This window comes from Acinetobacter sp. AOR34_HL (genome assembly GCF_027854795.1).
In the GTDB taxonomy this organism is placed as follows: Bacteria; Pseudomonadota; Gammaproteobacteria; order Pseudomonadales; family Moraxellaceae; genus Acinetobacter; species Acinetobacter junii.
Genome location: NZ_JAKTID010000043.1, coordinates 40976 through 63657, shown reverse-complemented (window position 1 = coordinate 63657; position 22682 = coordinate 40976). Strand labels below are relative to the sequence as shown.

The window sequence follows — 22682 nt, the reverse complement described above, 5'->3', positions numbered from 1 at the left end:
CCAGTCTTGACTAAATGGTTTGTATAAAAACAGTGAAATGTATTAATTGAACTGTGAGAAGTCAGGCTTACGTTTTTGCATAAATGCTTGTACAGCTTCCATCATTTCAGGTGAGCGTACACGCTGCATAAAGATTTCAGCTTCTTCATCGACACAAGCAATAATTTCAGCTAAGTCTTTTTTCATTAGCGCTTTGCTTTGTTTTAGAGATGCTAAAGGTAATGCTGCTAAATGTTGAGCGGTTTGTTGAGCGGTTGCATAGGCATCTTCAACAACGTCATTTACAAGATTTGCTTTTACTGCTGTTGCTGCATCAAACTTCTTCGCTGTGAATAATAATTCAGCCGCTTTCTGATAGCCTGCTTGTTTGACCAATAAACGGCTCGCAGCACCTTCAGGAGAAAGGCCTAAACTTACGAATGGTATTTGGAATAGGGCAGTATTGTCTGCAAATACGATGTCAGCATGCAATAAGATTGTTACACCAATACCAATTGCAACACCTTTCACTGCGATAATAAGTGGCTTAGAAAAACGAGCCGCGGCTTTTAATAATACAAATGGAGGTTGATCACTCGCTTTGCCTTCATATGGCTTTTGCATAAAGCCCATGAAGTCTTTCATATCATTACCTGCAGTAAAATCTTGTTCTGCACCACGGAAAATCACAACACGTACATCTTTATTTGTATCAGCTTCATCTAATGCTTTTGCAATCCAAAGATAAAGTTCACCGTAAAGTGCATTTTTGGCTTCTGAACGGTTAATGGCTAAGGTGAGTACGCCATCTTCTAAATTTGCTTGCAAATGTTGATGAGGTTGTTGAATACAGCTAAGTGTCATCGTACTATCCTTGCTTTAATTCAGATTGATTTTTAAAGTGCTCTCATTATGTCGCATATTTGCGTTACATGGTGCAACTGATGAGTTCACAAAAAGTGAAATTACGCCTATGTACACATTTGACTATCTTGTTTTTATTGGACGCTTTCAGCCTTTTCATTTGGCACATCTACAAACCATTGAAATTGCGTTACAGCAAAGTCAGAACGTGATATTGGCATTAGGTTCAGCACAATCAGAACGGAATATCAAAAATCCATTTTTAGCCCATGAACGTGAGCAAATGATTCTGTCTAACTTTTCAGAAGATGATCAGAAGCGGATTTATTTCGTGCATGTGGTTGATGTGTATAACGATGAAAAATGGGTCAAACAAGTCAAAACATTGGTTAATCTAGTGGTTCAGCCAAATGCAAAAGTAGGTTTGATTGGTCACTTCAAAGATGAATCTTCTTATTATTTAGCTTTATTTCCAGAATGGGAAATGGTTGAGTTGGATAGTTTAAAGGATTCTATTTCAGCTACGCCTATGCGAGAAGCCTATTATCGAGGTGAGATTCAAACTAAATTTTTCCCTAAAGGCACGATTGAATTTCTGACTGAATTTAAAAATACAAAAGTCTATGCGGAATTGCAGCGTAAATATCTTGCGGGTGATAAAAGTAATTTGGATGAATGTTTTTAAGATTTAAGTTCTTTAAGCAGAAAATCGATGAAAACACGAATATGGAAAGATTCGTGTTTTTTTAATGGATAAAGTAAAGAAAATGGGCGTGAAGTGCCTGAAAATTCGCTAAGCACCTCAATCAAATCTCCATTCTTAAGCTCTTTTTCTACAATGAAACGATAGGTTTGTAATAAACCAGCGCTATGTTTTGCCAGTGTTACCGTACCTAAAATATCATCTAAGCAACGAATATTTCCTGCACTTTGATATTCAATTATTTGTTGATTAGAGGTAAATAGCCACGGAACATTTTTCCCTGTACTGGGAAGAACAAACTGAATACATTGATGATGCTGTAAATCTTCAAGGTTTTGCGGTGTTCCGAATTGTTTTAAATACTCAGGCGCCGCCACTACAATCAGTTCAGCCTGTTCTAGTTGCCGTGCAATCAAATTTGAATCAGCAAATTGTCGTCCACGAATCGCCAGGTCATATCCTTCTGCTATAAAGTCCACATTTTTATTGGTTAGTTGAACATCTACTTGGATGCTTGGATATTGCTGTGAAAACTTTGCCAATAACGGTAGGATGCGATAGTGTCCATATGGTGTTGGAACACTGATACGAATTAAACCAGAGGGTTGCTGTGTTTGATTTTTGAGTTGCTGTTCTGCTTCTAAAATTTGATTCAGCGCTTGTTTACATTCATCAAAATAGATTTTTCCTTGCGCAGTTAAACGGACTTGTCGAGTCGTTCTTACAAACAATGGAGTCGCTAAATGCTTCTCTAATCGAGCAATTGAGCGACTGACCGCTGCTGGACTCACACCTGCATGTAAGGCTGCCTTAGAAAAGCTTTCATATTCTGCTACTAAGCAAAACAATTCGACGCTACTAAACATCATCCGTTTTAGAGGGTGATTCATTCATTACACCATGTAAAAAATGATTTGAGTTGCAAGCTATTTAAGCACATATAAGTAAACAATAAGATGATTCGCATACCTTGTATGGAGTTATTTTTATGAAATTATTCTATTCACCAAATGCATGTTCTCTAGCCCCACATATCGTTTTAAGAGAGCTTGGACTTCCATTTGATTTAATCAAAGTCGATTTAGAACAGCATTTAACTGAACTAGGTGAGGACTTTTATAGACTCAATAAGAAGGGTCAAGTACCTGTATTACAGCTTGAAGATGGTTCTTTTTTAACGGAAGGTGCTGTGATTAGTCAGTTTCTTGTGGATCAATTCGAACGTAAGGATTTATTACCTGAAATAAATACCTCAGAGCGTTATCAAACACTTTCTTGGATGAATTTTATTGCTTCAGAAATTCATAAAGCATATTCACCATTTTTCCATGAATCCTATGGCGAAGAATCTAAAACTATCTTTAGTACAATTTTAAATAAACACTATGCATGGGTTGATCAACAGTTAGATGGGCAAAACTACTTATCGGGAAGTAATTTTACCATTGCTGATATTTATCTGTTTGTGGTGACACGCTGGGCTGACATTATTGGTCTTGATCTTGGGCATTTTATTCATTTAACAGCTTTTATGCAGCGAATTTCTCATCGTCAAACGGTTCAAGATGCAATAGCAGCCGAAGCATCTTAGTGTTCTTACCATCTATAAAATTATAAAAGGAGATCCGCATGCCTTATATTTTAATTCAAATCACCAAAGAAAATGTCTCTACTGCACAGAAACAACAATTGATTCAAGAGGCTACAGATTTAGTGGTTCGGGTGCTTCATAAAGACCCAGCTACTACATTTGTGGTCATTGATGAAGTTGATACAGATAACTGGGGTGTGGCAGGCGAATCAGTTTCGACCATACGTAATAGACAAAGAATAGGTACATAAGATGCAAAATAATCCGATAATTAAGATTCAACAGCAACTCGAAAAATACTTTGATGGTTTGCACTTTTGTGATGTGGATAAATTGCAGGACGTATTTCATTCCGATGCAACTTATATCAACGCTACGGATGATCCGATGCTTAAGTTAGATATGGATACTTATTTCGCTATTGTGGAAAAGCGTATTTCACCCGCATCTCAAAACCAATTAAGACAAGATAAGGTTATTGCGATCAATTTGATTCATGATCAGTTAGCGATGGTACATGTTGAATGTGTGATTGAACCTAAATATTTTTATGACGCACTCACATTGGTACAAAAGCAGGGTGAGTGGAAAATTATTTCTAAAGTCTTTCATTATCAACTTTTAGCGGACTAATTAAGCATCTTCCCAAAAGATAATTCGATTGGAAAAGGGATCAGTCATACTCAGTTCTAATGTTTCCCAATCTGTTTTTTCAACTTGGGGTTTAGCAAACTTATAATCCTTGACCTCAAGTTCATTTTTTAACAAGCTGAGATTCTCCCAGTAAATACGAATCGCACTATGCGGACTCGCATCACCGAAGTGTTCGGACAAATGGAGAACACAATCGTCTTTGGAGATTTGCAGATAAATAGGGAAGTTGTCCCCGAAAGTATGCTGCCAATCGATTTGGAAGTCTAAATAATCAAGATAAAATGATTGTGCTAATTTAATGTCAAAGATACGAAAAATAGGAATGATCGAGCCATTTTGCATAGGTGTTTCCTGTTAACGAATTCCGAATTGTTGTGCCCAGTATGGCTTTTGTTTTTCAGTGGAGTCAAAGGTACATGCCACTGCATAGTCTGTAAATTTAGGATTCATTATATTGGCACAATGCATGGGGCTGTTTAGCCAAGTCGTTAATACTTCATTCAAGTTTTTCTGCCCACGTGCAACATTCTCACCGCCGCCGCGTCCTTTAAACTGATAAAGTTTCAAGCGAGCTTTGAGGTCTAAACCGCCCTGACTACGATGCCCTAAAAAATTATATTGAGTCATATCTATGGCATGAGCATAAGCACTTCTAGCCAAATGTTCATTCCATACTAAGGGTGATGTTGCTGAAAAATGTCGTTGTCCACATTGACGCGATTGTTGCCGAATGTCGTTAATCGACTGCAAGATGGTTTGTTGATAAGCTGGGTTTTGTAAGTCTTCACAGCGTATTTCGGTTGATAATTTCTGAACTTGAGAGATTGAAGTAGAATTTTCTTGTGAATGTGTTGGGGTGCTGATACTGCATCCAGAAATAAACAACGGAAATAAAATTAAAACTTGGATCGATTTCATTTTTTAAGATTTAGGTTCGTTATTTTAATCGTTTAATGATACGTTATTTTAGTTTAGGGCTACAATTTAACTGTAAAAAAAGCGAGTATAAACTCGCTTTTTTGAAGGCAAGCAAATTAAGCAGATTGTAAAACTTTTAAATCTTCCAATACTTGTTCAGCATGTCCTGCAGCTTTAACTTTACGATAGCTTTTCACCAATTGCTTATTGTGAAAAATAAAGGTTGAACGTTCGATGCCCATGACTTGTTTGCCGTACATATTTTTTTCTTTAATGACATCAAAATGTTTACATAAGATTTCTTGTCGATCACTAATCAGATTGAAATTAAGTGATTGCTTTTCAGTGAAGTTCTGGTGAGATTTAACAGAATCACGTGAGACACCGATAATTTGACAGTTTAAAGCTGCAAACTGATCTTTTAAACATGAAAAACCGATCGCCTGAGTTGTACAGCCAGGTGTGGAATCTTTAGGGTAAAAATATAAAACTAACCATTCACTTTCGATTTGTGTCAGGTTAAGTTCACCTTCAGTTGTCGGGAAGCTTTGATCAGGTAATTGAATATTCTCAGACATGTCTCATCCTTCAATAAAGGTTATGGTTGATCTAGTTCAAGTGGTAAAAATGCATATTCTTCATGATAAACAATTTCACCATGGCGTATAGGAATTGCTTTGTTAAAAATGGGACCATTGATCACTGTGGTGTGAAATTCACCACTTTCGCCACATGGATCAATACCGCGATCTTCCAGTTCTTGGATATATTCCAAAGTAAGTGTTTTACCTAAGTCTTCAACGCGCATCCCCAATTTGAGATTGACGGTAACAATAACACTGTGAAAACTAAGTGAAATAAATTCCTCAACGACTTGTTTGTGTGGTCTTAACCAAAGTGGCATGCCTAACTTGAGCCCAACCTGTTGAGTGACTTTATCGTGCCAGCAACCATGCTGTGGCATGTCGAGATCGCCAGTAACGAGTACTTCAGCTCCATGAGCTTTAGCCTGATGAAGTAAATCAATAAACTTACTTTCATAATCAGACCAACTCGATGAAGTCATATAAACAGGTAAACCTATCGCATCAGCTTGAGCACGAATGATATCTAGGGGCATTGCGTGCGAACGTGATCGTTGTCCTTGTTCCTCTAACATCACAATTAAGCCTAACACCGTCCCTTTATGCATAGCATGGTACAAGGCGAGAGAGCTATCTTTGCCTCCACTGAATGAAACAATTGATCGTCGATTTTCAGCATTGGTTTTCCATTGATCGTACATGAATTTAGTCAATTTCTTTAGGTGGTTCAAATATTAACAGAACTAAAAAAAGCCTGCATAAATGCAGGCTTTAATCTGAACCATACAAGCTTACTTTTTAGGAGCTTGTTGCTGAGCAGCTTTCATTGCTTCTTCAGTTAATTTTTCTAACTTAGATACCAAAGGGGCGCCTAAGCAAGCTTGTAAATCTTTATTTTGCTGTTGGACAAACGCTAAAGAACTAGGGCTTTTCTTGGCATTAATTGCACTTTGAATTTCCCATTTTTGTGCTTCAGTTACTTTACCTTGTGCATCAATTTGGCAACTACAGAATTTACTTACTTCCGCAGAGGTTAGTTTTCCACCTTTAGCTGTTTGATCTTTACATACGTTGACTAATGCAGATTTTACATTGGTACTTTTATATGCTGCTTGTAATGGATTATCAGCTGCATGAGATGCTGTAGCAAAAAGAGCCGCAGCTGACATCATTGTTGAAAGAATAATATTTGATTTAGAAAACTTCATATAATGTACCTAATTTTTACCTTATATCGTTTATTCCGCATAGCGCGTAGGATCCGCGACACCTGCTTCGATAAAACCTTGCTGACGTAAACGACAACTGTCGCATTTGCCACATGCACGTCCTTGAGCATCTGCCTGATAGCAGGATACCGTTTGGCTATAGTCTACGCCATGTTCGATGCCTAAGCGTATAATATTCGCTTTGGATAAATGTAACAGAGGTGTTTCAATTTTAAGAGGTTTTCCTTCAACACCAGCTTTTGTTGCAAGTCTTGCAAGATTGGCAAAAGCGTCAATAAATTCTGGGCGACAATCTGGATATCCTGAATAATCAACAGCATTTACACCAATAACAATGGCTTCAGCGTCAAATACCTCGGCTGCTGCAAGAGCATAGGATAGAAAAATTGTGTTACGTGCTGGAACATAAGTTACAGGAATACCTTCTTGTAATTGTTCAGGTACATCAATGTTATGATCTGTAAGCGCGGAACCGCCTAAATTACCCAAATCGATATTAATTACACGATGTTCAACACCTGCTCGTTGTGCAAGTGCCTTAGCTGCATCAAGCTCAGTTGTAGAGCGTTGACCATACATAAAACTTAAAGCGATACAGTCATAGTTTGCTTGTGCCCAAGCGAGACATGTTGTCGAGTCTAAACCGCCAGACAATAATACGATGGCACGAGAACGCATATTATTTTCCATTATTCAACCTAAAATTATTCGTAGATGATTTGCCTCATTTGAGACAGTCACAAGATCATTAGCGACCAGATTCATCATTCCATAACAGCTTATGTAACTGTAATTGGAAGCGAACAGGGAGATGGTCATCTAAAATCCACTGAGCTAAATCACGTGCAAGAGCAGGCAGAGCAACAGTACCTTTTTCTACCGCGAAAGCAGGAGAGAACCATACTGTACTGACTTTATCTTGCAACTGGAAATTTTCCAGTTGTTGTTTAGACCATTCATAGTCGGCACGATTACAGATCACAAATTTAATCTGATCATGCTGTGTTAGATAGTCGAGATTGGTAAGTAAATTACGATGATCTTCATTAGACGTTGGTGTCTTTAGATCTAATACTTTCGAAACACGGGGATCGACTTTAGAAACATCTAAAGCTCCGCTTGTCTCAAGCGAAACGTCAAAACCGAGATCACACAAGCGTTGAAGTAATACAAGACAATTCGGCTGTGCAAGTGGTTCGCCACCAGTGACACATATATAAGGTGTTTTAAACTGGCTTGCTGTTTCAATGATATCTTCAAGTGATTGACGCTCGCCACCTTCAAAAGAGTACGTGGTATCACAATAGCTGCAACGAAGAGGGCAACCAGTTAAACGAATGAAGACAGTGGGTAAGCCAAATGTATTCGCTTCGCCTTGCAAAGAATAAAAAATCTCAGTGATACGCAAACCAGCAGCAGGATCAGAGACAGGAATTGCAGAGGAACGTAAGGAAGTCATAAAGAGTTACCACAAAATCAGCAAGCTATTAAAAAACAAAAATCTCTACGATCAGTGATAATCGTAGAGACGAGGAGCAGTATAAGCTCCGTGGTATTACATCTTAGTCAGCACGTAATAAATCATTTAAACTTGTTTTAGCACGTGTTTTCGCATCAACTTTTTTCACGATGATTGCTGCGTAAAGGCTATAAGTTCCACATTTAGAAGGAAGGCTTCCCGCAACTACAACTGAACCAGCAGGTACGCGACCATAGTGAATTTCGCCAGTTTCACGATCGTAGATCTTAGTCGATTGACCGATGAATACGCCCATAGAGATTACAGAGCCTTCACCAACAATTACGCCTTCTACAATTTCAGAACGTGCGCCGATGAAGCAGTTGTCTTCAATGATCGTTGGGTTTGCTTGTAATGGCTCTAATACACCGCCAATACCTACACCACCAGATAAATGTACATTTTTACCAATTTGCGCACATGAACCAACAGTTGCCCAAGTATCAACCATTGTACCTTCATCAACATATGCACCGATGTTGACATAAGATGGCATCAAGATCACATTTTTAGCTTGGAAGCTACCACGGCGAGCAACAGCTGGAGGAACTACGCGTACACCTGCTGCTTTAAATTGCTCTTCAGTCCAACCTGAATATTTAGTTGCAACTTTGTCATAAAACTGTAGATCACAAGCTTCAATAGGCTGATTGTCATTGAGTTTAAAAGAAAGTAAAACTGCTTTTTTTAACCATTGGTGAACAACCCACTCACCATCAATCTTTTCAGCCACACGAAGTGTACCGTTGTCTAAACCAGTTAATGCTTCTTCAACGGCTTGACGAATTTCTGTAGGGCAGTCCGTAGCTGAATAATTTGCACGGTCTTCAAATGCTTGCTCAATGATCGTAGAAAGCTGAGACATGATCTTCCTTCATCCAAAAAAATTTTGAAGATTTTACACTAAATTGAACCAAGAAGCTTTGAAAAAAGTCGTTACAATAAAGTGTTTTAAAATTAAGCAATAAAATTGTAATAAATTCGGATTTAATTGTTTTTTATCCATTATTTCGAAATATACAATTATTCTGAATTTGTATCAAAAAATAACAAAAAGTAATCAGTTTCTGTATAAAAAGATATCAATCATTCTTTTAAGATTTTATTACAGTAACAACTATACCTTAGATAAAAGTATTTTTTGAGGAGACTTCAATGAAAGCTTTGCGCGTTATTTTAGCTGCAGGTGCATTAACAGCGATTGCAGGTTCTGCTTTAGCAGCAGATGAACAAGTTGTGAAGGAATCAGGTTCTACGTTTCCTTCATACTTAGATCCAGTTTCAGTTCGTGCTGAAGTGGGTACTACAGGTTATGGTGGTGCGATTACTTATGATGCTAACCCTTATGTAGGTGTAACATTAGGTTATAACGGTGGTGACATTTCTTGGTCTGATGATGTCAAAGTAAATGGCTCTACTTACGACCTCGATATGGAAAATAATAATGTTTATTTAAACGCTGAAATGCGTCCATGGGGAACAAGTGATAATCTTTTTGCTAAATCACTGTATGTTGCCGCTGGTGTAGCGTATTTAGATAATGACTATGATTTAACTCGTAATGTTAATGCTACTCGTGCATTCCGTGTAAATAACCAAGACTTCTTAGCGGGAGCAGATGGCGTTAAGATTAATGGTAAGATGGAATACAAAAATGACATCGCACCATACTTAGGTTTTGGTTTTGCACCTAAAGTTTATAAGAATATTGGTGTGTTTGGTGAAGTAGGGGCGTACTACACAGGTAATCCTAAGGTTACTTTAACTTCAACAGGTACTGCGACTACTGAAGGTAACCAATCTCTAACAGAAGCGGTTAATGCTGAAGCTAATAAAATTGCTAATGACAACAAATATGAATGGTTGCCAGTTGGTAAAGTTGGTGTAAGTTTCAGTTTCTAAGCCGAACGAGCACATAGAGAAAACGAGCTGTAAAGCTCGTTTTTTTCGTTTAAAGATCCTTTTCCCAGATATAAAAAAATGGCGCTTTAAGAGCCATCTTTTTTTATTCCTCAGGGTAAGCGACTTTTTTAAGTGCTTTAATATCGGTTTTAGGTGAGCAAAGCGAGATAAACTCATAACCATAACCACGTAGTAAATGACCTTTTCTTACAGCAATCCACGTAGTGTTAGTACCAAAAATGTGAGTTTTTATTTGCTGTAAACGATAGTCACGTTCGGCATCATATGCGACATCATTGACGATCCCGACACCCATATTGAGTTCAACATAGGTCTTAATAACATCGGCATCTAACGCTGACATCACGATATCTGCATGCAAATGTGCATCTTCAAATGCTTTATCGATTTTAGAGCGACCTGTAAAACCTCCGTGATATGTAATCAACGGATACTCTGCTAAAAGATCGAGACTGATGTTGTCTAATTTCGTTAAAGGGTGGTCTTTAGGTGTAATAATACTGTGGTGCCATTCATAGTAAGGCACGCTTGCTAAGTTTTCCTCTGTGGTGAGAGATTCTGTCGCAATTCCAATATCAGCTTCACCTTGAAGTAGCATTTCAGCGATTTCAACAGGACTTGCTTGTTGTAAAACCAAATGCACTTTAGGAAAAAGCTTCTTAAATTGATTCACAATAGGAGGTAATACATAACGAGCTTGGGTGTGTGTCGTTGCAATTGTTAAAGTACCTTCATCAACTTTATTGAAATCGTCAGCAAGGCGTTTGATATTATCAGCATCAACTAACATGCGCTCGACAATACTCAATAAGGACTGTCCTGGTTCAGTGAGACCAAGTAATCGTTTACCTTTACGCACAAAAAGTTGTACGCCTAATTCATCTTCTAAATCTTTAATATGTTTACTGACACCAGATTGGGAGGTATAAAGTGCCGCTGAAGCTTCAGTTAAATTAAAGTTTTGACGAACTGTTTCTCGAATAATTCTGAGTTGTTGGAAGTTCATAATCATTATTTCCGCATATAGGATGAGGAACGGCTAAAGTTCCATATGGGTAGTTTAGCCGTCATCAAGTATTATTTTAAGCAACTTGCGTCGTTGGGTCTGCAAATAAATGAAGTTGAGCTGCACTAATCCAGACGGTTTGGTTTGGTCTGAATTGATGCAAATTAGCTTCTTCTACACTGAGTATAATTTCGATAGTACGCCCACTACGATCTTGTAATTCAGCGATCACTCTACCTGCAATCCAGACTTCACGTAAAAAAGTCGCTTGAACAGTATTCGGTTGAGGCTGCGCATGAATATGTAATTCATTTGGTCGAGCAAAAGCGATGACTTTTCCTTGCGGTGCTTGCAAATGATTTGGTAGTTGAATGCGATTATCTCCGATACGAATAATACCTTCATGATGTTCACCTTCAAAACGATTTGCTTGACCTAAGAAATCAAATACAAATGGTGTCGCTGGTTTTTCATAAACTTCACGAGGCGAACCAATTTGTTCTACATCACCTTTATTCATGACAATGATTTGATCAGCAACTTCTAAAGCTTCCTCTTGGTCATGGGTTACAAAGATAGAGGTGATGTGCAATTCATCATGTAGTGTGCGTAACCAACGACGCAGTTCTTTACGAACTTTAGCATCTAAAGCACCAAAAGGTTCATCCAGTAATAAAACACGAGGTTCAACTGCTAGAGCACGTGCTAAAGCGATACGTTGACGTTGACCACCGGATAGTTGTGCAGGGTAACGATCAGCTAAAAAGCCAAGTTGAACTAAATCAAGTAAACGCGTAACTCGTTTTTTAATTTCAGTTTCTGATGGACGTGTTGAACGTGGGCGAACACGTAAACCAAAAGCAATATTGTCATAGACGGTCATGTGGCGAAATAAAGCGTAATGTTGGAAAACGAAACCAACTTGTCGCTCACGTACATGAATGTCAGTTGCATCTTCACCTTCAAGCAATACTTGCCCGCCATCGGCTGATTCTAAACCTGCAATAATTCGCAAAAGCGTTGTTTTTCCGCAGCCCGATGGACCAAGTAAAGCTACTAGCTCGCCCTCTGGAAAATCTAAAGAGATATTTTTAAGCGCGTGGAATGCGCCAAAGTGTTTTTCAATATTTTTAACTTGAATACTCATTTGTACATTCCTCAGTGGCTAGATGGATTATGTTGATGTTCATTGCTTTGGTCTTGACGTATCTCTAACCAAGTTTTTAAAATCAAAGTGATGATTGCTAAGAATGCCAGTAAAGATGACACTGCAAATGCAGCACTGAAGGTATACTCGTTGTATAGAATTTCTACATGTAAAGGTAATGTGTTCGTTTCACCACGAATGTGTCCTGAAACGACCGATACAGCACCAAACTCACCCATTGCACGTGCATTACATAGAATCACACCATAGATCAATCCCCATTTAATATTTGGAAGTGTTACTTTCCAGAAAGTTTGCCAACCAGATGCACCAAGTACGATTGCAGCTTCTTCTTCTTCAGTACCTTGAGCTTCCATGAGCGGAATGAGTTCGCGTGCAACAAATGGAACAGTGATGAAAATAGTAGCTAAAACAATACCTGGAACGGCATATAGGATTTTGATGTCATTATCCATTAACCATCCGCCAACCCAACCTTGAGAGCCAAAAATTAAAACAATCATTAAACCTGCTATCACAGGTGAAACTGAGAATGGCATGTCGATAATGGTGGTCAAAATGGCTTTACCACGGAACTGGAACTTAGCTACAGCCCAAGCTGCTGCAACACCAAATACAACGTTAATCGGTACAGCAATCGCAGCAGTGATTAAGGTGAGCTTTACAGCCGATAGCGTATCTGAATCAGTTAATGCGTTTACATAGACTTCTAGACCCTGTTTAAATGCTTCGACAAAAACCAAAATTAGGGGTAGAACCAAGCAACTTAAGAAAAAGATTAATGCAATAGTAATTAGACTATAACGAACCCATGTCGGTTCTCGAGTGGCATCTCTTGCTTGTAATTTGAGTGCCAAAGCATTGCTGTTTGTATTCAAACTCATTGTGCAACTCTCCCTGTACGACGGCTTGCCCATGCTTGAACTAAATTAATTAAAAATAAGATGGCAAATGAGAGAATGAGCATGACTACAGCGATCGTTGTTGCGCCTGCATAATCATATTCTTCTAAACGAGAAATGATCATGAGGGGAGCAATCTCTGTTTTATACGGTTGATTGCCTGCAATAAAGATGACAGACCCATATTCACCAACACCACGAGCAAATGCTAAAGCAAAGCCTGTCAGTAACGCTGGAAATAAAATTGGAAGTATGACTTTGGTAATGGTCTGCCAGCGATTTGCACCAAGTGCAGAAGCTGCTTCTTCTAATTCAGATTCAATATCGCTGAGAACTGGTTGTACTGTTCGAACAACAAAGGGTAATCCAATAAATATCAGGGCAAGAGTAATACCAATAGGGGTATATGCAACTTGAATCCCTAACGGTTCCAAATATTGACCAATCCAACCTGTTGGAGCATATAAAGAAGTGAGTGCAATCCCTGCAACAGCTGTTGGTAGGGCAAAAGGTAAATCGACTAATGCATCGACAATTCTTTTACCTGGAAAACTATAGCGAACTAAGCACCATGCCAATAATAATCCAAAAAACACATTCACTAGCGCAGCAATCAATGCCGCACTGAAACTAAGTTGCAGTGACTTTAGGATTCGTTCTGAAGTTAAGATTTCCCATAAACCATCCCATCCGATTCCTAAAGATCGGATAAATACAGCAGATAAAGGAATAAGCACAATCAAAGATACATAAGCGAGAGTAAAGCCTAATGAGAGACCAAACCCTGGCAGCACTCGGGAACGCTGCGACATGACATTTCCTCAAAGAGAAATATTTGCTAAATAAGCAAATAAACGAAACTAAAATCAAAAAATACGGTGAAGATGGTGCTAGGCAAATTTCATATTAAAATTTGCGACCTTCATTAGAGCGGTAGGTAAGCTCTTTTTTTCAGGTAATAAATAATTCAGGATCTCAGGGAATGGACCAAACCCTGAAGCAACATTAATGTGGCCAACAGGTCCTAAATTAATTGGTGTTAATTTCCATGATTCTGCGAGCTGTAAAGCATCGACATAACCAAGCCATGGATCATTCTCACTAATTAATAACGTCGTTGGCACATCAATACTGAGTCCATGAAAATATGCTTTATAGTCAGTTAGACTATGACGAGCGAAACCTGCCTCACCAAAACGTGCTGGATTTGCGGGTGCAACCAAAACTAAATTTTTTACTTGTACATTTAGTTCAGGGTGCTCGGCGAGAGCCGCTACACTGGTTAAGCATCCAAAACTATGAGCAACGATCTGAACAGGTTCATTTACAGATGAAACAGTTTTGACAAACTGATCAACCCACTCTTGCAAGACTGGACGATCCCAGTGTTTCTGTTGAACACGAGAACTAGACATGAGTTTTTGTTGTAGCCAAGACTGCCAGTGTTGAGCCTCGCTGCCACCTACACCAGGAACAATTACGGTATGAGTCATGTCTAATCTCCTTAGAATCCTTCCCAACCTTGCTTTATGAAAGTGAGGAAGTCCCTCTTAGAAAAAGTGGGACTTAGTTGGATTATTTACCTGTGCTATTGATCTTGACGATTTGGTCGAAAATTCCACCATTATCAAAATGGGTTTTTTGTACTTTTGCCCAACCACCAAATTCTTTATCGATTGTTACTAGTTTCAGTGGTTTGAATACATTGCTGTATTTCTTTAATACCGCGGCATTGCGAGGACGATAGAAATTACGCGCTGCAATTTCTTGACCAGCAGGAGAGTACAAGTAATTCAAATATCCGCGTGCAATTTGGGCGTTACCTTTTTTCTGAGCATTTTTTTCTACTACGGCAACAGGTGGTTCAGCCAAAATAGAAAGAGACGGTGTGATGATTTCGAATTTACCTGGTTGCTCTCGAACGGCAAGGAAAGCTTCATTTTCCCAAGCCAACAACACATCACCGATACCACGTTCAGCAAATGTAGTTGTTGCGCCGCGTGCTCCCGAATCCAAAACTTTGGTTTGCTTATAAATTTGACGCACAAATTCTTGAGCTTTCGCGTCATTGCCGCCTTTTTGATGTTTTGCCCAAGCCCATGCACCTAAATAATTCCAGCGAGCACCACCCGAGGTCTTTGGATTTGGCGTGATGATTTCAACACCAGGTTTGACTAAATCACCCCAGTCTTTGATTTTCTTTGGGTTATCTTTTCGAACAAGGAATACAATCGTTGATGTATATGGCGTAGAGTTATTTGGTAATTTCTTTTGCCAGTCTGCTGGAAGTAATTTTGCATTTTCAGCAATTTCATCAATATCAGCAGCAAGTGCTAGCGTTACGACATCAGCATTTAAACCATCAATGACAGCACGTGCTTGTTTGCCTGAGCCGCCGTGTGATTGTTTGAAGTCAATATCTTGTCCTGTGCGCTGTTTCCAGTAAGCACCAAATTGTTTATTGAAATCTGTATAGAGTTCACGTGTCGGATCATAAGACACATTTAAAAACTCTTGCGCAGCAAAAGAAGAAACTGAAAGTAATGCAGCAATTACACCGACTTTGACCTGAGATAAACGCATGGAGACCCCTCAAAAATTAAATCATTGTTTGGAATATGGATGCAGCATAACTGCAGTTTTTTTGCAAAAAAAATAATTAAAATCGAATTTGATATGAAAAATTAAGAAATACATAAAAGAGATAAGTTATGCTGAATAACTGATAAATAAGAAATTTTTATTTTATGAGTGAAGTTGTTATAATTATTTAAAATCAATAGGTTATTAAAATTAATAGCTTCGATGAATGTATCCTAAAGGATCTTTAACTTATGCAATGCTATAAAAATGGGCAGTTGATTGATTCAATTCCTTTATTAGATCGTGCGTTTCACTACGGTGATGGGTGTTTCACAACAGCACGATTGGTGCATGGTGGAATGGAATTAAAAGAACTACATATTGCCCGTTTGAATTATGCTTGTAAAAATTTAAGTTTGGATGCTGATTTATCTTTTATAGACCAAGCATTAGATCAATTGCTACAACATGAAAAAAACTTGAATGGTACGTTGAAGGTTGTTATCAGTCGCGGAGAAGGTGACCGAGGATATAGTCTTCCTCTACACCCAGCCGATGTATATGTGTGGTTTTATCCTAAACAATGGCAACATTTAGAGCCTGAATGGATTGAAAGTGGTTTACTGAATCATGCTGTAGGTTTGCATATGCCTCATTTGGTTGGTTTGAAGACTTTGAATCGACTAGAGCAAGTTGTGTTGAAGCAAGAAGCCGATCAACGAGGTTGGCTAGAAGCATTAGTTACGGACGTGCAAGGGTATATTGTTGAAGGTGTAAGCAGTAATTGTTTTATTCGTATAAATGATCAATGGATTACTCCAGAACTTCGCTATAATGGCGTGCACGGTGTAATGCGTGCGCACATTCTATCTCGTATGCAACAAAATCATATTTCATGTGAACAACGTTGTATTGAAATGGATCAGATCGCGCATATCCAGAACATATTTTTCTGTAATGCTTTGCATCCGATGAAAGCCGTAGTTCGATTTCAAGCTCGAACAATGCAGCAGCAACCGTATCTTGATTTATTTAATTCTTTAAAACTTAGCCAGATTTACTAAATATGCCAAAACCTCCGAATCCAAGCAAAACTAAGAAAAAGCCTAAAGCCAAATCACAAGCTCAGTTTTCTATTAAGTTTTTTATCATTGCAGTCATCGCTTTTTTGATTGTGATCTTTGGTGTTTTCTGGTCAAGTTTATTCAAGAATTATCCTGTTCAAAACAAAAAACAGCTTTTGGTCATTTCTTCTGGAGATACCTATTCTGGTTTTATTGACCGTTTAGCTGAAGAAAATAAAGTGAATTTTCCGATTATTTTGAAACTCTATCAAAAGTTTATGATTCATGACACGATGAAAGCAGGTGTTTATGAAGTCACGCAAGGTATGAGTGTTCGTCAAGTTTTGGAAATGTTATCCAATGCTGAAAATGCTCAAATGAATCGAATTTTAGTGATAGAAGGCACGACATTTAAGCAATTGATTAACAATCTTAAAAAAGATTCAAATGTAACTAAAACAATATTGGATTTACCTCAGGATCAATTATTAAAAGAACTTGATATTCCTTATTCACATCCTGAAGGCTTGTTTGCACCAGATACATATTTCTTTGCCAAAGGCGAAACTGATAAAAAAATCTTAACGGATTTATATCATCGTCAAATGAAGTCTTTAGATGAAGCTTGGGCGAGTAAAGCAGCCAATCTTCCTTATAAAAATAAATATGAAGCATTAATTATGGCTTCAATTATTGAAAAAGAAACCAGTTTAGATCGTGAGCTAGAGCAAGTTTCAGGTGTTTTTGTGCGTCGTTTAAAAATTGGTATGCGCTTACAAACCGATCCAACTGTAATTTATGGTATGGGGGATCGTTACACAGGCAATATCACACGTAATGATTTAAGAACACCAACCGCATATAACACTTATACAATTAATGGTTTACCACCAACCCCAATTGCTTTACCAAGCAAAAAAGCGATTGAAGCAGCGATGCATCCAGACGATTCAAAAAATATTTATTTCGTCGCAACAGGAAATGGTGGACATAAATTTAGTGCTTCTCTAGCAGAGCATAATCGTGCAGTACAAGATTACTTGTCTGTACTCCGCTCAAAGAAAAATCAAGGTGAATGATGTTTATTAGTTTTGAAGGTACGGAAGGTGTAGGGAAAACCACTCTGATTCGTAAAATTCATCAGTACTTTGAACAGCAAGGTAAAGAAGTTGTACTGACCCGTGAGCCTGGTGGCACACCATTAGCAGAACAGATTCGTACATTATTATTGGCAGTAAATCATGATGAGCAAATGAGTCATGATACTGAGCTATTACTGATTTATGCTGCACGAGCTCAACATTTACAACAAGTGATTTTACCTGCGTTAGCGGCGGGGAAAATTGTGCTGAGTGATCGTTTTACTGATGCCAGCTTTGCTTATCAGTGTGCTGGGCGTGGTTTAAGTCAGGAAAAGCTGCAATTGTTAAATCAAACTTTTGTGGCAAAAATGCCGAATATTACCTTTTGGTTGGATGCACCTATTGAGTTGGGCATGACCCGTGCTCGAGAGCGTGGTGCCCTAGATCGTTTTGAACAAGAAAAATTGAGCTTCTTTGCCAAGGTACGTGCTGGTTATGAGACTTTGTGGCAAGCAGAGCCTGAACGGATCAAGCGTTTGGATGCAACACAAAATGAGGATCTTGTATTTGAAGAAGCATTGCAGTATTTGAAGTAAATACGATTATATACTCAACTTGCATTTTCGAAAAGTTTGGGTGATGTTTTGGTTTTATTTCTTATGCCTTACTTTTCAAGGATGAAAAGTAACAAAAATCCTTTGTTGAGCTGACGGTATATCCTTGATACCGCAGCTCAACGGGCGACATCCATGTCGCCTACCTCGATAGTAAATAATAACTATAAGTTATCTTGAAAATATCAAAAACTTGAAAGTATCACTCATTTACCAACGGCTGTTCCACCTTAAAGTTTGGCGGAGTTAACACGGTCTTACGAATTTCGTTTGAAAGCTCTGGGTAATCAAGCGTGTAATGCAAACCACGTGATTCCTTACGTTCCATCGCACAACGTACAATCATTTCGGAAACTAAAACGAGGTTACGCAATTCGATCAGGTTCTTACTGACTCGGTAATCTTGATAGTATTCATTGATTTCACGCTTCAACATCTCGATACGATGTAACGCACGTTGTAGACGTTTAGTCGTACGAACAATACCGACGTAGTTCCACATGGTTGAACGTAGTTCATCCCAGTTTTGTAAGATCACAACATCTTCGTCAGCATCAGTCACTTGTGATTCATCCCAAGATGGTACGTTTGGAAATTCAAAGCTCAGGTTATGTTTGCTTTGAATGTCTTCCGCTGCACTCATACCATAAACGAAACATTCAAGTAACGAGTTACTCGCCATACGATTTGCGCCGTGTAAACCTGTATAAGAAGTTTCACCAATCGCATACAAACCATCAAGATCAGTTTGGCTATTAGAATCAACAACTACACCACCACAGGTATAGTGAGCAGCAGGAACAACAGGAATCATGTCTTTGGTAATATCAATTCCGAGTTCAAGCAAGCGAGCATATAGCGTAGGGAAGTGTTCAATAATAAATTCAGGTGATTTATGTGTGATGTCTAACCACACATGACGAATACCTAGACGTTTGATTTCATGGTCGATGGTACGTGCCACAATATCGCGTGGCGCCAGTTCAGCGCGTTCGTCAAAACGAAGCATAAAACGCTCGCCGTCAGGTAGACGTAAGTACGCACCTTCACCACGCATTGCTTCAGTAATTAAGAAAGAGCGTGCTTTAGGGTGGTATAAACACGTTGGGTGGAATTGATTAAACTCCATGTTTGCTACACGACAGCCTGCACGATACGCCATCGCAATACCATCACCTGTAGCAATATCTGGATTAGATGTATAGAGATATGCCTTCATTGCACCGCCACATGCTAATGCAGTAAAAGGTGCTAAGAAAGTATGAACTTGCTCAGTCTTTTCATTAAGAGCATATAAACCTATTGCACGGTTGGTTTGATCTAGATGACCAAGTTTGTGCAAGGTAATAAGATCAATTGCAATGTAGTTTTCAAAGATAGTGATATTTTTACGTTCTTTCGCACGTTCAACTAGGGTCGTTGAAATGGCTTTACCAGTTGCATCAGCCGAGTGAATGATTCGACGCTGCGAATGGCCACCTTCACGGGTGAGATGAAGTTGTTCATCATCGTCTAGAGTGAACTGGACACCTTGTTTTAATAAGAAATCTACAGAAGGCTTACCACCTTCAACCGTATGTTTGACAGCATCTAGCTCACAAAGATGTCCGCCTGCAATCATAGTGTCATTAATATGTTGTTGAATCGAATCAGTCTCATCCAATACTGCAGCAACACCACCTTGAGCATAGTAAGTGCTAGCTTCAGTTAGTTCAGCCTTAGCTAAGATTGCAATGTTATAATGATGAGGTAAAGAAAGTGCGAGACTTAAACCTGCACCACCACTGCCTACAATAATCACGTCAAAATGATGAATTGTTTCTAAATCAGGCATGTCGATCTGCTTCAATATCAAACGTTCGCTAATGACACCGCTTTTTTGTAAAAAAGGCAAGTGCTATTCTGCTTAGAATTGCGCGAATTTTTAGCGAATAACCAGATAATTAGTCTATATGCCAAGAATTAAACTTTTCACACAGATTGAACATAAGTTACGTGAAGCAACATGGTTTTAATTTCTATTTAAGTAATTCAATAGAAACTCAAGCTGTAATTAGGAAGAATATATTTCTCCACATTTTCTCCATAATTTTATTTTTAAATTTGTCTGTATACCCCGAAAATACAAACATTTTTTAACGAAATAAAAATGTAGCTTATGATAAAACATTAGCTTAAATTTCTATTCGATCATCAGTATGTAGGTTCTTGCTTCTATGAAAAGTCGATATATACAACAAGGATTGTTCGCTGCGGTATTTACAGTAGCAGCTGTACAAGTAAATGCTGCGTCACCAGTAGATTTTTCAAACCTCGTAGAACAGGTTAGTCCTGCGGTAGTGAGTGTAAATGTTGTCAAAAAAATGACTCAGGAAGAGTTATTACAGCAACAAGTACCAGAAATACTACGTCGTTTTTTTGGTAATCAGATCATTATCCCGCAGCAGCAGGGACCACAAGAAAAAACTGCTTACGGCAGTGCATTTTTCATTAGTAAAGATGGTTATTTAGTTACCAACCATCATGTAATTGAGAATGCATCCAGAATTAGCATCACCCTAAATGATCGTCGTGAACTCGATGCAACCTTAGTGGGAAGTGACGAGCGAACAGATGTTGCTGTTCTCAAAGTGAATGGCAATAACTTTCCTGAATTAAAAATTGGTGATGTGAATCGACTCAAAGTTGGTGAGCCTGTTCTCGCGATTGGTTCGCCATTTGGTTTTGATTATTCAGCTTCAGCTGGAATTGTGAGTGCTAAGTCTCGAAATATGAGTGGTGAAACTTCTGTTCCTTTTATTCAAACAGATGCCGCTTTAAATCCAGGTAACTCTGGTGGTCCTTTGTTCAATCAACAAGGTGAAGTGATTGGTGTTAACTCGCGTATCTTCAGTGGAACTGGAGGTTATATGGGATTGTCATTCTCTATTCCTATTGATGTTGCGATGGATGTTGTTCAGCAATTAAAAGTGAATGGCAAAGTGACACGTTCTTATCTTGGTGTGATGTTGCAAGATATTGATCGCAACCTAGCAGAGGCATATAAATTACCAAAACCTGAAGGTTCTCTCATCACACAAGTTACACCTAAATCACCAGCTGAAAAAGCAGGTCTGAAGTCGGGTGATGTGATTTTGAAAATCAATGGAAATTCAATTCTGCGCACAAGTGATTTGTTAAATGTGCTTAATCGGGTAGCACCGAACCAAACGATTCAATTAGATGTTTTAAGAGATGATAGAACTCGTACTATATCGGCAACACTTGGCACCGCGCCAGATGATACGCCAGCTGCAGAAGATAAGAATAATCCAACAAGTGGTTTAGGGATGAGTATCCGTAATTTAACTCAAGCAGAGCAAACTCGCTTGGATGTTAATGGTGGAATTCTAGTTCAAGATGTTAAGCGTGGTGGATTAGCATCATTGTCTAATATCGTCGCGGGTGATGTGATTATTCAGGTGAACGGAACTCCGATCACAAACAGTCAGATGTTTGCAAAAACGGTAGCTGCTTTACCAAAAAATAGCGTTGCGCGAGTTGCAATTATTCGTCAGGGGCAACGTGCAATTTTAGGTTTACGCTTACCTTAAATAAGATTAATGGTCTTGAAACCACCCAAATTTTGGGTGGTTTTTATTTTTGAAATTGGAACTAGATTGCACTAGTGTATGCCATGATCGTTGAATTGAGTGATTAATAAGTAATATGAGCACAATTTTTGATTTAAAAATTCAAGTAGAAGCTAAGCATATAGATGTATTGGGTCATGTTAACAATGTGATGTATGTCCAATGGATGCAAGACGTAGCTGCAGCACATATCGAAGCTTTAGGTTTGGGGTTAAAACAGTATTTTGAACTTAAGCATGCGATGGTGGCAGTCGAGCATCATGTCCAATATCGGAAAGCTGCGCTTGAAGGTGAGGAAATTATTTTAAGAACTTGGCTAGACGATCTAAATGCACTGTACTCATTTCGTCAGTATGCATTTTATCGACCTAAAGATCAAAGCATTATTTTTATGGGTAATACTAAGTGGGCTTGTATTGAAATTTCGACAGGGCGTCCAAAACGTATGTCACCAAGCTTCACACAAGCATATCAACCGATTTCCGCTCAGCTCGATCCTATGGATTTCTCAGTTTTATACCATCAAGTGGATTAAGTTGCTTCGCGAGTAAGCTAAAGCGATAGGTTTTGAAAGCAAGATAATTATTTTGAATACTTTAAAATTGGCTTCTGTTATAATCGGCAACAATTTTGTTAAACCGTTTTGGCTTATAGCGACTAAAAAGTT

The 22682-nt window shown here is 38.5% G+C and carries 27 protein-coding genes; 10 read left to right on the top strand and 17 right to left on the bottom strand.

Features of this window, described 5'->3' with window-relative positions:
- Positions 1-42: 42 nt before the first annotated feature.
- Positions 43-843 (bottom strand): enoyl-CoA hydratase-related protein, encoded by an 801-nt coding sequence (locus MKL32_RS07175; RefSeq protein ID WP_270900356.1) that lies wholly within the window; start codon positions 841-843, stop codon positions 43-45.
- A 109-nt stretch (positions 844-952) separates the two neighbouring features.
- On the opposite strand from MKL32_RS07175, the gene MKL32_RS07170 reads away from it, so the two are divergent.
- Complete coding sequence (locus MKL32_RS07170) at positions 953-1528, top strand: nicotinate-nicotinamide nucleotide adenylyltransferase (protein WP_171488101.1); 576 nt, start codon at positions 953-955, stop codon at positions 1526-1528.
- On the opposite strand, the gene MKL32_RS07165 is transcribed toward MKL32_RS07170, so the two are convergent.
- The gene (locus MKL32_RS07165) at positions 1525-2436 is read right to left on the bottom strand and encodes a LysR family transcriptional regulator (protein WP_087540083.1); all 912 of its coding nucleotides are present in this window, start codon (positions 2434-2436) and stop codon (positions 1525-1527) included. The two genes, MKL32_RS07170 and MKL32_RS07165, sit on opposite strands and share 4 nt — an antisense overlap.
- A gap of 98 nt (positions 2437-2534) precedes the next feature.
- On the opposite strand from MKL32_RS07165, the gene gstA reads away from it, so the two are divergent.
- Genes gstA through MKL32_RS07150 form a run of 3 tightly spaced genes read left to right on the top strand, consistent with a single transcriptional unit; the run spans position 2535 to position 3770 of the window.
- Entirely contained in the window at positions 2535-3137 is a 603-nt protein-coding gene (gene gstA / locus MKL32_RS07160) for a glutathione transferase GstA (protein WP_270900355.1), read from the top strand.
- Between the two features lie 38 nt (positions 3138-3175).
- Positions 3176-3388: a tautomerase family protein gene (locus MKL32_RS07155; RefSeq protein WP_004913529.1), complete on the top strand. Its 213-nt coding sequence runs from the start codon at positions 3176-3178 to the stop codon at positions 3386-3388.
- 1 nt (position 3389) lies between these two features.
- Positions 3390-3770 carry a nuclear transport factor 2 family protein gene (locus tag MKL32_RS07150; RefSeq protein WP_270900354.1) on the top strand — a complete coding sequence of 127 codons (381 nt, stop codon included), beginning with the start codon at positions 3390-3392 and terminating at the stop codon, positions 3768-3770.
- On the opposite strand, the gene MKL32_RS07145 is transcribed toward MKL32_RS07150, so the two are convergent.
- The 8 genes from MKL32_RS07145 to dapD all read right to left on the bottom strand — a co-directional run bounded on the left by MKL32_RS07145 (position 3771) and on the right by dapD (position 8906).
- Positions 3771-4133: a glyoxalase superfamily protein gene (locus tag MKL32_RS07145; protein ID WP_270900353.1), complete on the bottom strand. Its 363-nt coding sequence runs from the start codon at positions 4131-4133 to the stop codon at positions 3771-3773.
- A gap of 12 nt (positions 4134-4145) precedes the next feature.
- Complete coding sequence (locus MKL32_RS07140; protein WP_270900352.1) at positions 4146-4709, bottom strand: CAP domain-containing protein; 564 nt, start codon at positions 4707-4709, stop codon at positions 4146-4148.
- Between the two features lie 116 nt (positions 4710-4825).
- The gene (locus MKL32_RS07135) at positions 4826-5287 is read right to left on the bottom strand and encodes a peroxiredoxin (RefSeq protein WP_004913517.1); all 462 of its coding nucleotides are present in this window, start codon (positions 5285-5287) and stop codon (positions 4826-4828) included.
- A gap of 20 nt (positions 5288-5307) precedes the next feature.
- Entirely contained in the window at positions 5308-5994 is a 687-nt protein-coding gene (locus MKL32_RS07130) for a diphthine--ammonia ligase (protein ID WP_151834227.1), read from the bottom strand.
- A gap of 90 nt (positions 5995-6084) precedes the next feature.
- Complete coding sequence (locus tag MKL32_RS07125) at positions 6085-6501, bottom strand: hypothetical protein (protein ID WP_004913510.1); 417 nt, start codon at positions 6499-6501, stop codon at positions 6085-6087.
- A gap of 30 nt (positions 6502-6531) precedes the next feature.
- Positions 6532-7200 carry a 7-cyano-7-deazaguanine synthase QueC gene (gene queC / locus MKL32_RS07120; protein ID WP_017397575.1) on the bottom strand — a complete coding sequence of 223 codons (669 nt, stop codon included), beginning with the start codon at positions 7198-7200 and terminating at the stop codon, positions 6532-6534.
- 70 nt (positions 7201-7270) lie between these two features.
- Entirely contained in the window at positions 7271-7981 is a 711-nt protein-coding gene (gene queE, locus MKL32_RS07115; RefSeq protein ID WP_136695031.1) for a 7-carboxy-7-deazaguanine synthase QueE, read from the bottom strand.
- A gap of 103 nt (positions 7982-8084) precedes the next feature.
- Entirely contained in the window at positions 8085-8906 is an 822-nt protein-coding gene (dapD, locus tag MKL32_RS07110; protein ID WP_004913502.1) for a 2,3,4,5-tetrahydropyridine-2,6-dicarboxylate N-succinyltransferase, read from the bottom strand.
- Positions 8907-9196: 290 nt separating this feature from the next.
- Here dapD and carO point away from each other — a divergent pair, with 290 nt between their 5' ends.
- Entirely contained in the window at positions 9197-9943 is a 747-nt protein-coding gene (gene carO, locus MKL32_RS07105) for an ornithine uptake porin CarO (protein WP_004953045.1), read from the top strand.
- Positions 9944-10046: 103 nt separating this feature from the next.
- On the opposite strand, the gene MKL32_RS07100 is transcribed toward carO, so the two are convergent.
- From MKL32_RS07100 to MKL32_RS07075, 6 genes are all read right to left on the bottom strand, one after another.
- Positions 10047-10970: a CysB family HTH-type transcriptional regulator gene (locus MKL32_RS07100; RefSeq protein WP_004953047.1), complete on the bottom strand. Its 924-nt coding sequence runs from the start codon at positions 10968-10970 to the stop codon at positions 10047-10049.
- Positions 10971-11046: 76 nt separating this feature from the next.
- Positions 11047-12117, bottom strand: a complete 1071-nt coding sequence (locus MKL32_RS07095) for a sulfate/molybdate ABC transporter ATP-binding protein (RefSeq protein WP_270900351.1) — start codon at positions 12115-12117, stop codon at positions 11047-11049.
- Positions 12118-12128: 11 nt separating this feature from the next.
- Entirely contained in the window at positions 12129-13022 is an 894-nt protein-coding gene (cysW, locus tag MKL32_RS07090) for a sulfate ABC transporter permease subunit CysW (protein WP_004959754.1), read from the bottom strand.
- A complete protein-coding gene (gene cysT, locus MKL32_RS07085) occupies positions 13019-13852 on the bottom strand; it encodes a sulfate ABC transporter permease subunit CysT (RefSeq protein WP_126131786.1) in 834 nt (277 codons plus the stop codon). The genes cysW and cysT overlap by 4 nt, the downstream gene beginning before the upstream one ends.
- A 78-nt stretch (positions 13853-13930) precedes the next feature.
- Positions 13931-14533, bottom strand: coding sequence for an RBBP9/YdeN family alpha/beta hydrolase (locus tag MKL32_RS07080; protein WP_099948324.1), 603 nt, complete (start codon positions 14531-14533; stop codon positions 13931-13933).
- Positions 14534-14615: 82 nt separating this feature from the next.
- Complete coding sequence (locus tag MKL32_RS07075) at positions 14616-15623, bottom strand: sulfate ABC transporter substrate-binding protein (RefSeq protein WP_004913484.1); 1008 nt, start codon at positions 15621-15623, stop codon at positions 14616-14618.
- A gap of 251 nt (positions 15624-15874) precedes the next feature.
- On the opposite strand from MKL32_RS07075, the gene pabC reads away from it, so the two are divergent.
- From pabC to tmk, 3 genes are read left to right on the top strand one after another with little or no spacing between them, the layout of a single operon-like run.
- Entirely contained in the window at positions 15875-16687 is an 813-nt protein-coding gene (pabC, locus tag MKL32_RS07070) for an aminodeoxychorismate lyase (RefSeq protein WP_004959746.1), read from the top strand.
- A gap of 2 nt (positions 16688-16689) precedes the next feature.
- Positions 16690-17766: an endolytic transglycosylase MltG gene (mltG, locus tag MKL32_RS07065; RefSeq protein ID WP_270900350.1), complete on the top strand. Its 1077-nt coding sequence runs from the start codon at positions 16690-16692 to the stop codon at positions 17764-17766.
- Entirely contained in the window at positions 17766-18365 is a 600-nt protein-coding gene (tmk, locus tag MKL32_RS07060; RefSeq protein ID WP_270900366.1) for a dTMP kinase, read from the top strand. Before mltG ends, tmk begins: the two co-directional genes overlap by 1 nt.
- Before the next feature lie 220 nt (positions 18366-18585).
- Here tmk and nadB read toward each other — a convergent pair whose 3' ends face one another.
- Complete coding sequence (gene nadB / locus MKL32_RS07055; protein WP_171191614.1) at positions 18586-20223, bottom strand: L-aspartate oxidase; 1638 nt, start codon at positions 20221-20223, stop codon at positions 18586-18588.
- Between the two features lie 376 nt (positions 20224-20599).
- Here nadB and MKL32_RS07050 point away from each other — a divergent pair, with 376 nt between their 5' ends.
- Positions 20600-21976 (top strand): Do family serine endopeptidase, encoded by a 1377-nt coding sequence (locus MKL32_RS07050; protein ID WP_075696285.1) that lies wholly within the window; start codon positions 20600-20602, stop codon positions 21974-21976.
- A gap of 115 nt (positions 21977-22091) precedes the next feature.
- Positions 22092-22550, top strand: a complete 459-nt coding sequence (locus MKL32_RS07045) for an acyl-CoA thioesterase (RefSeq protein ID WP_075696286.1) — start codon at positions 22092-22094, stop codon at positions 22548-22550.
- Positions 22551-22682: the final 132 nt, after the last annotated feature.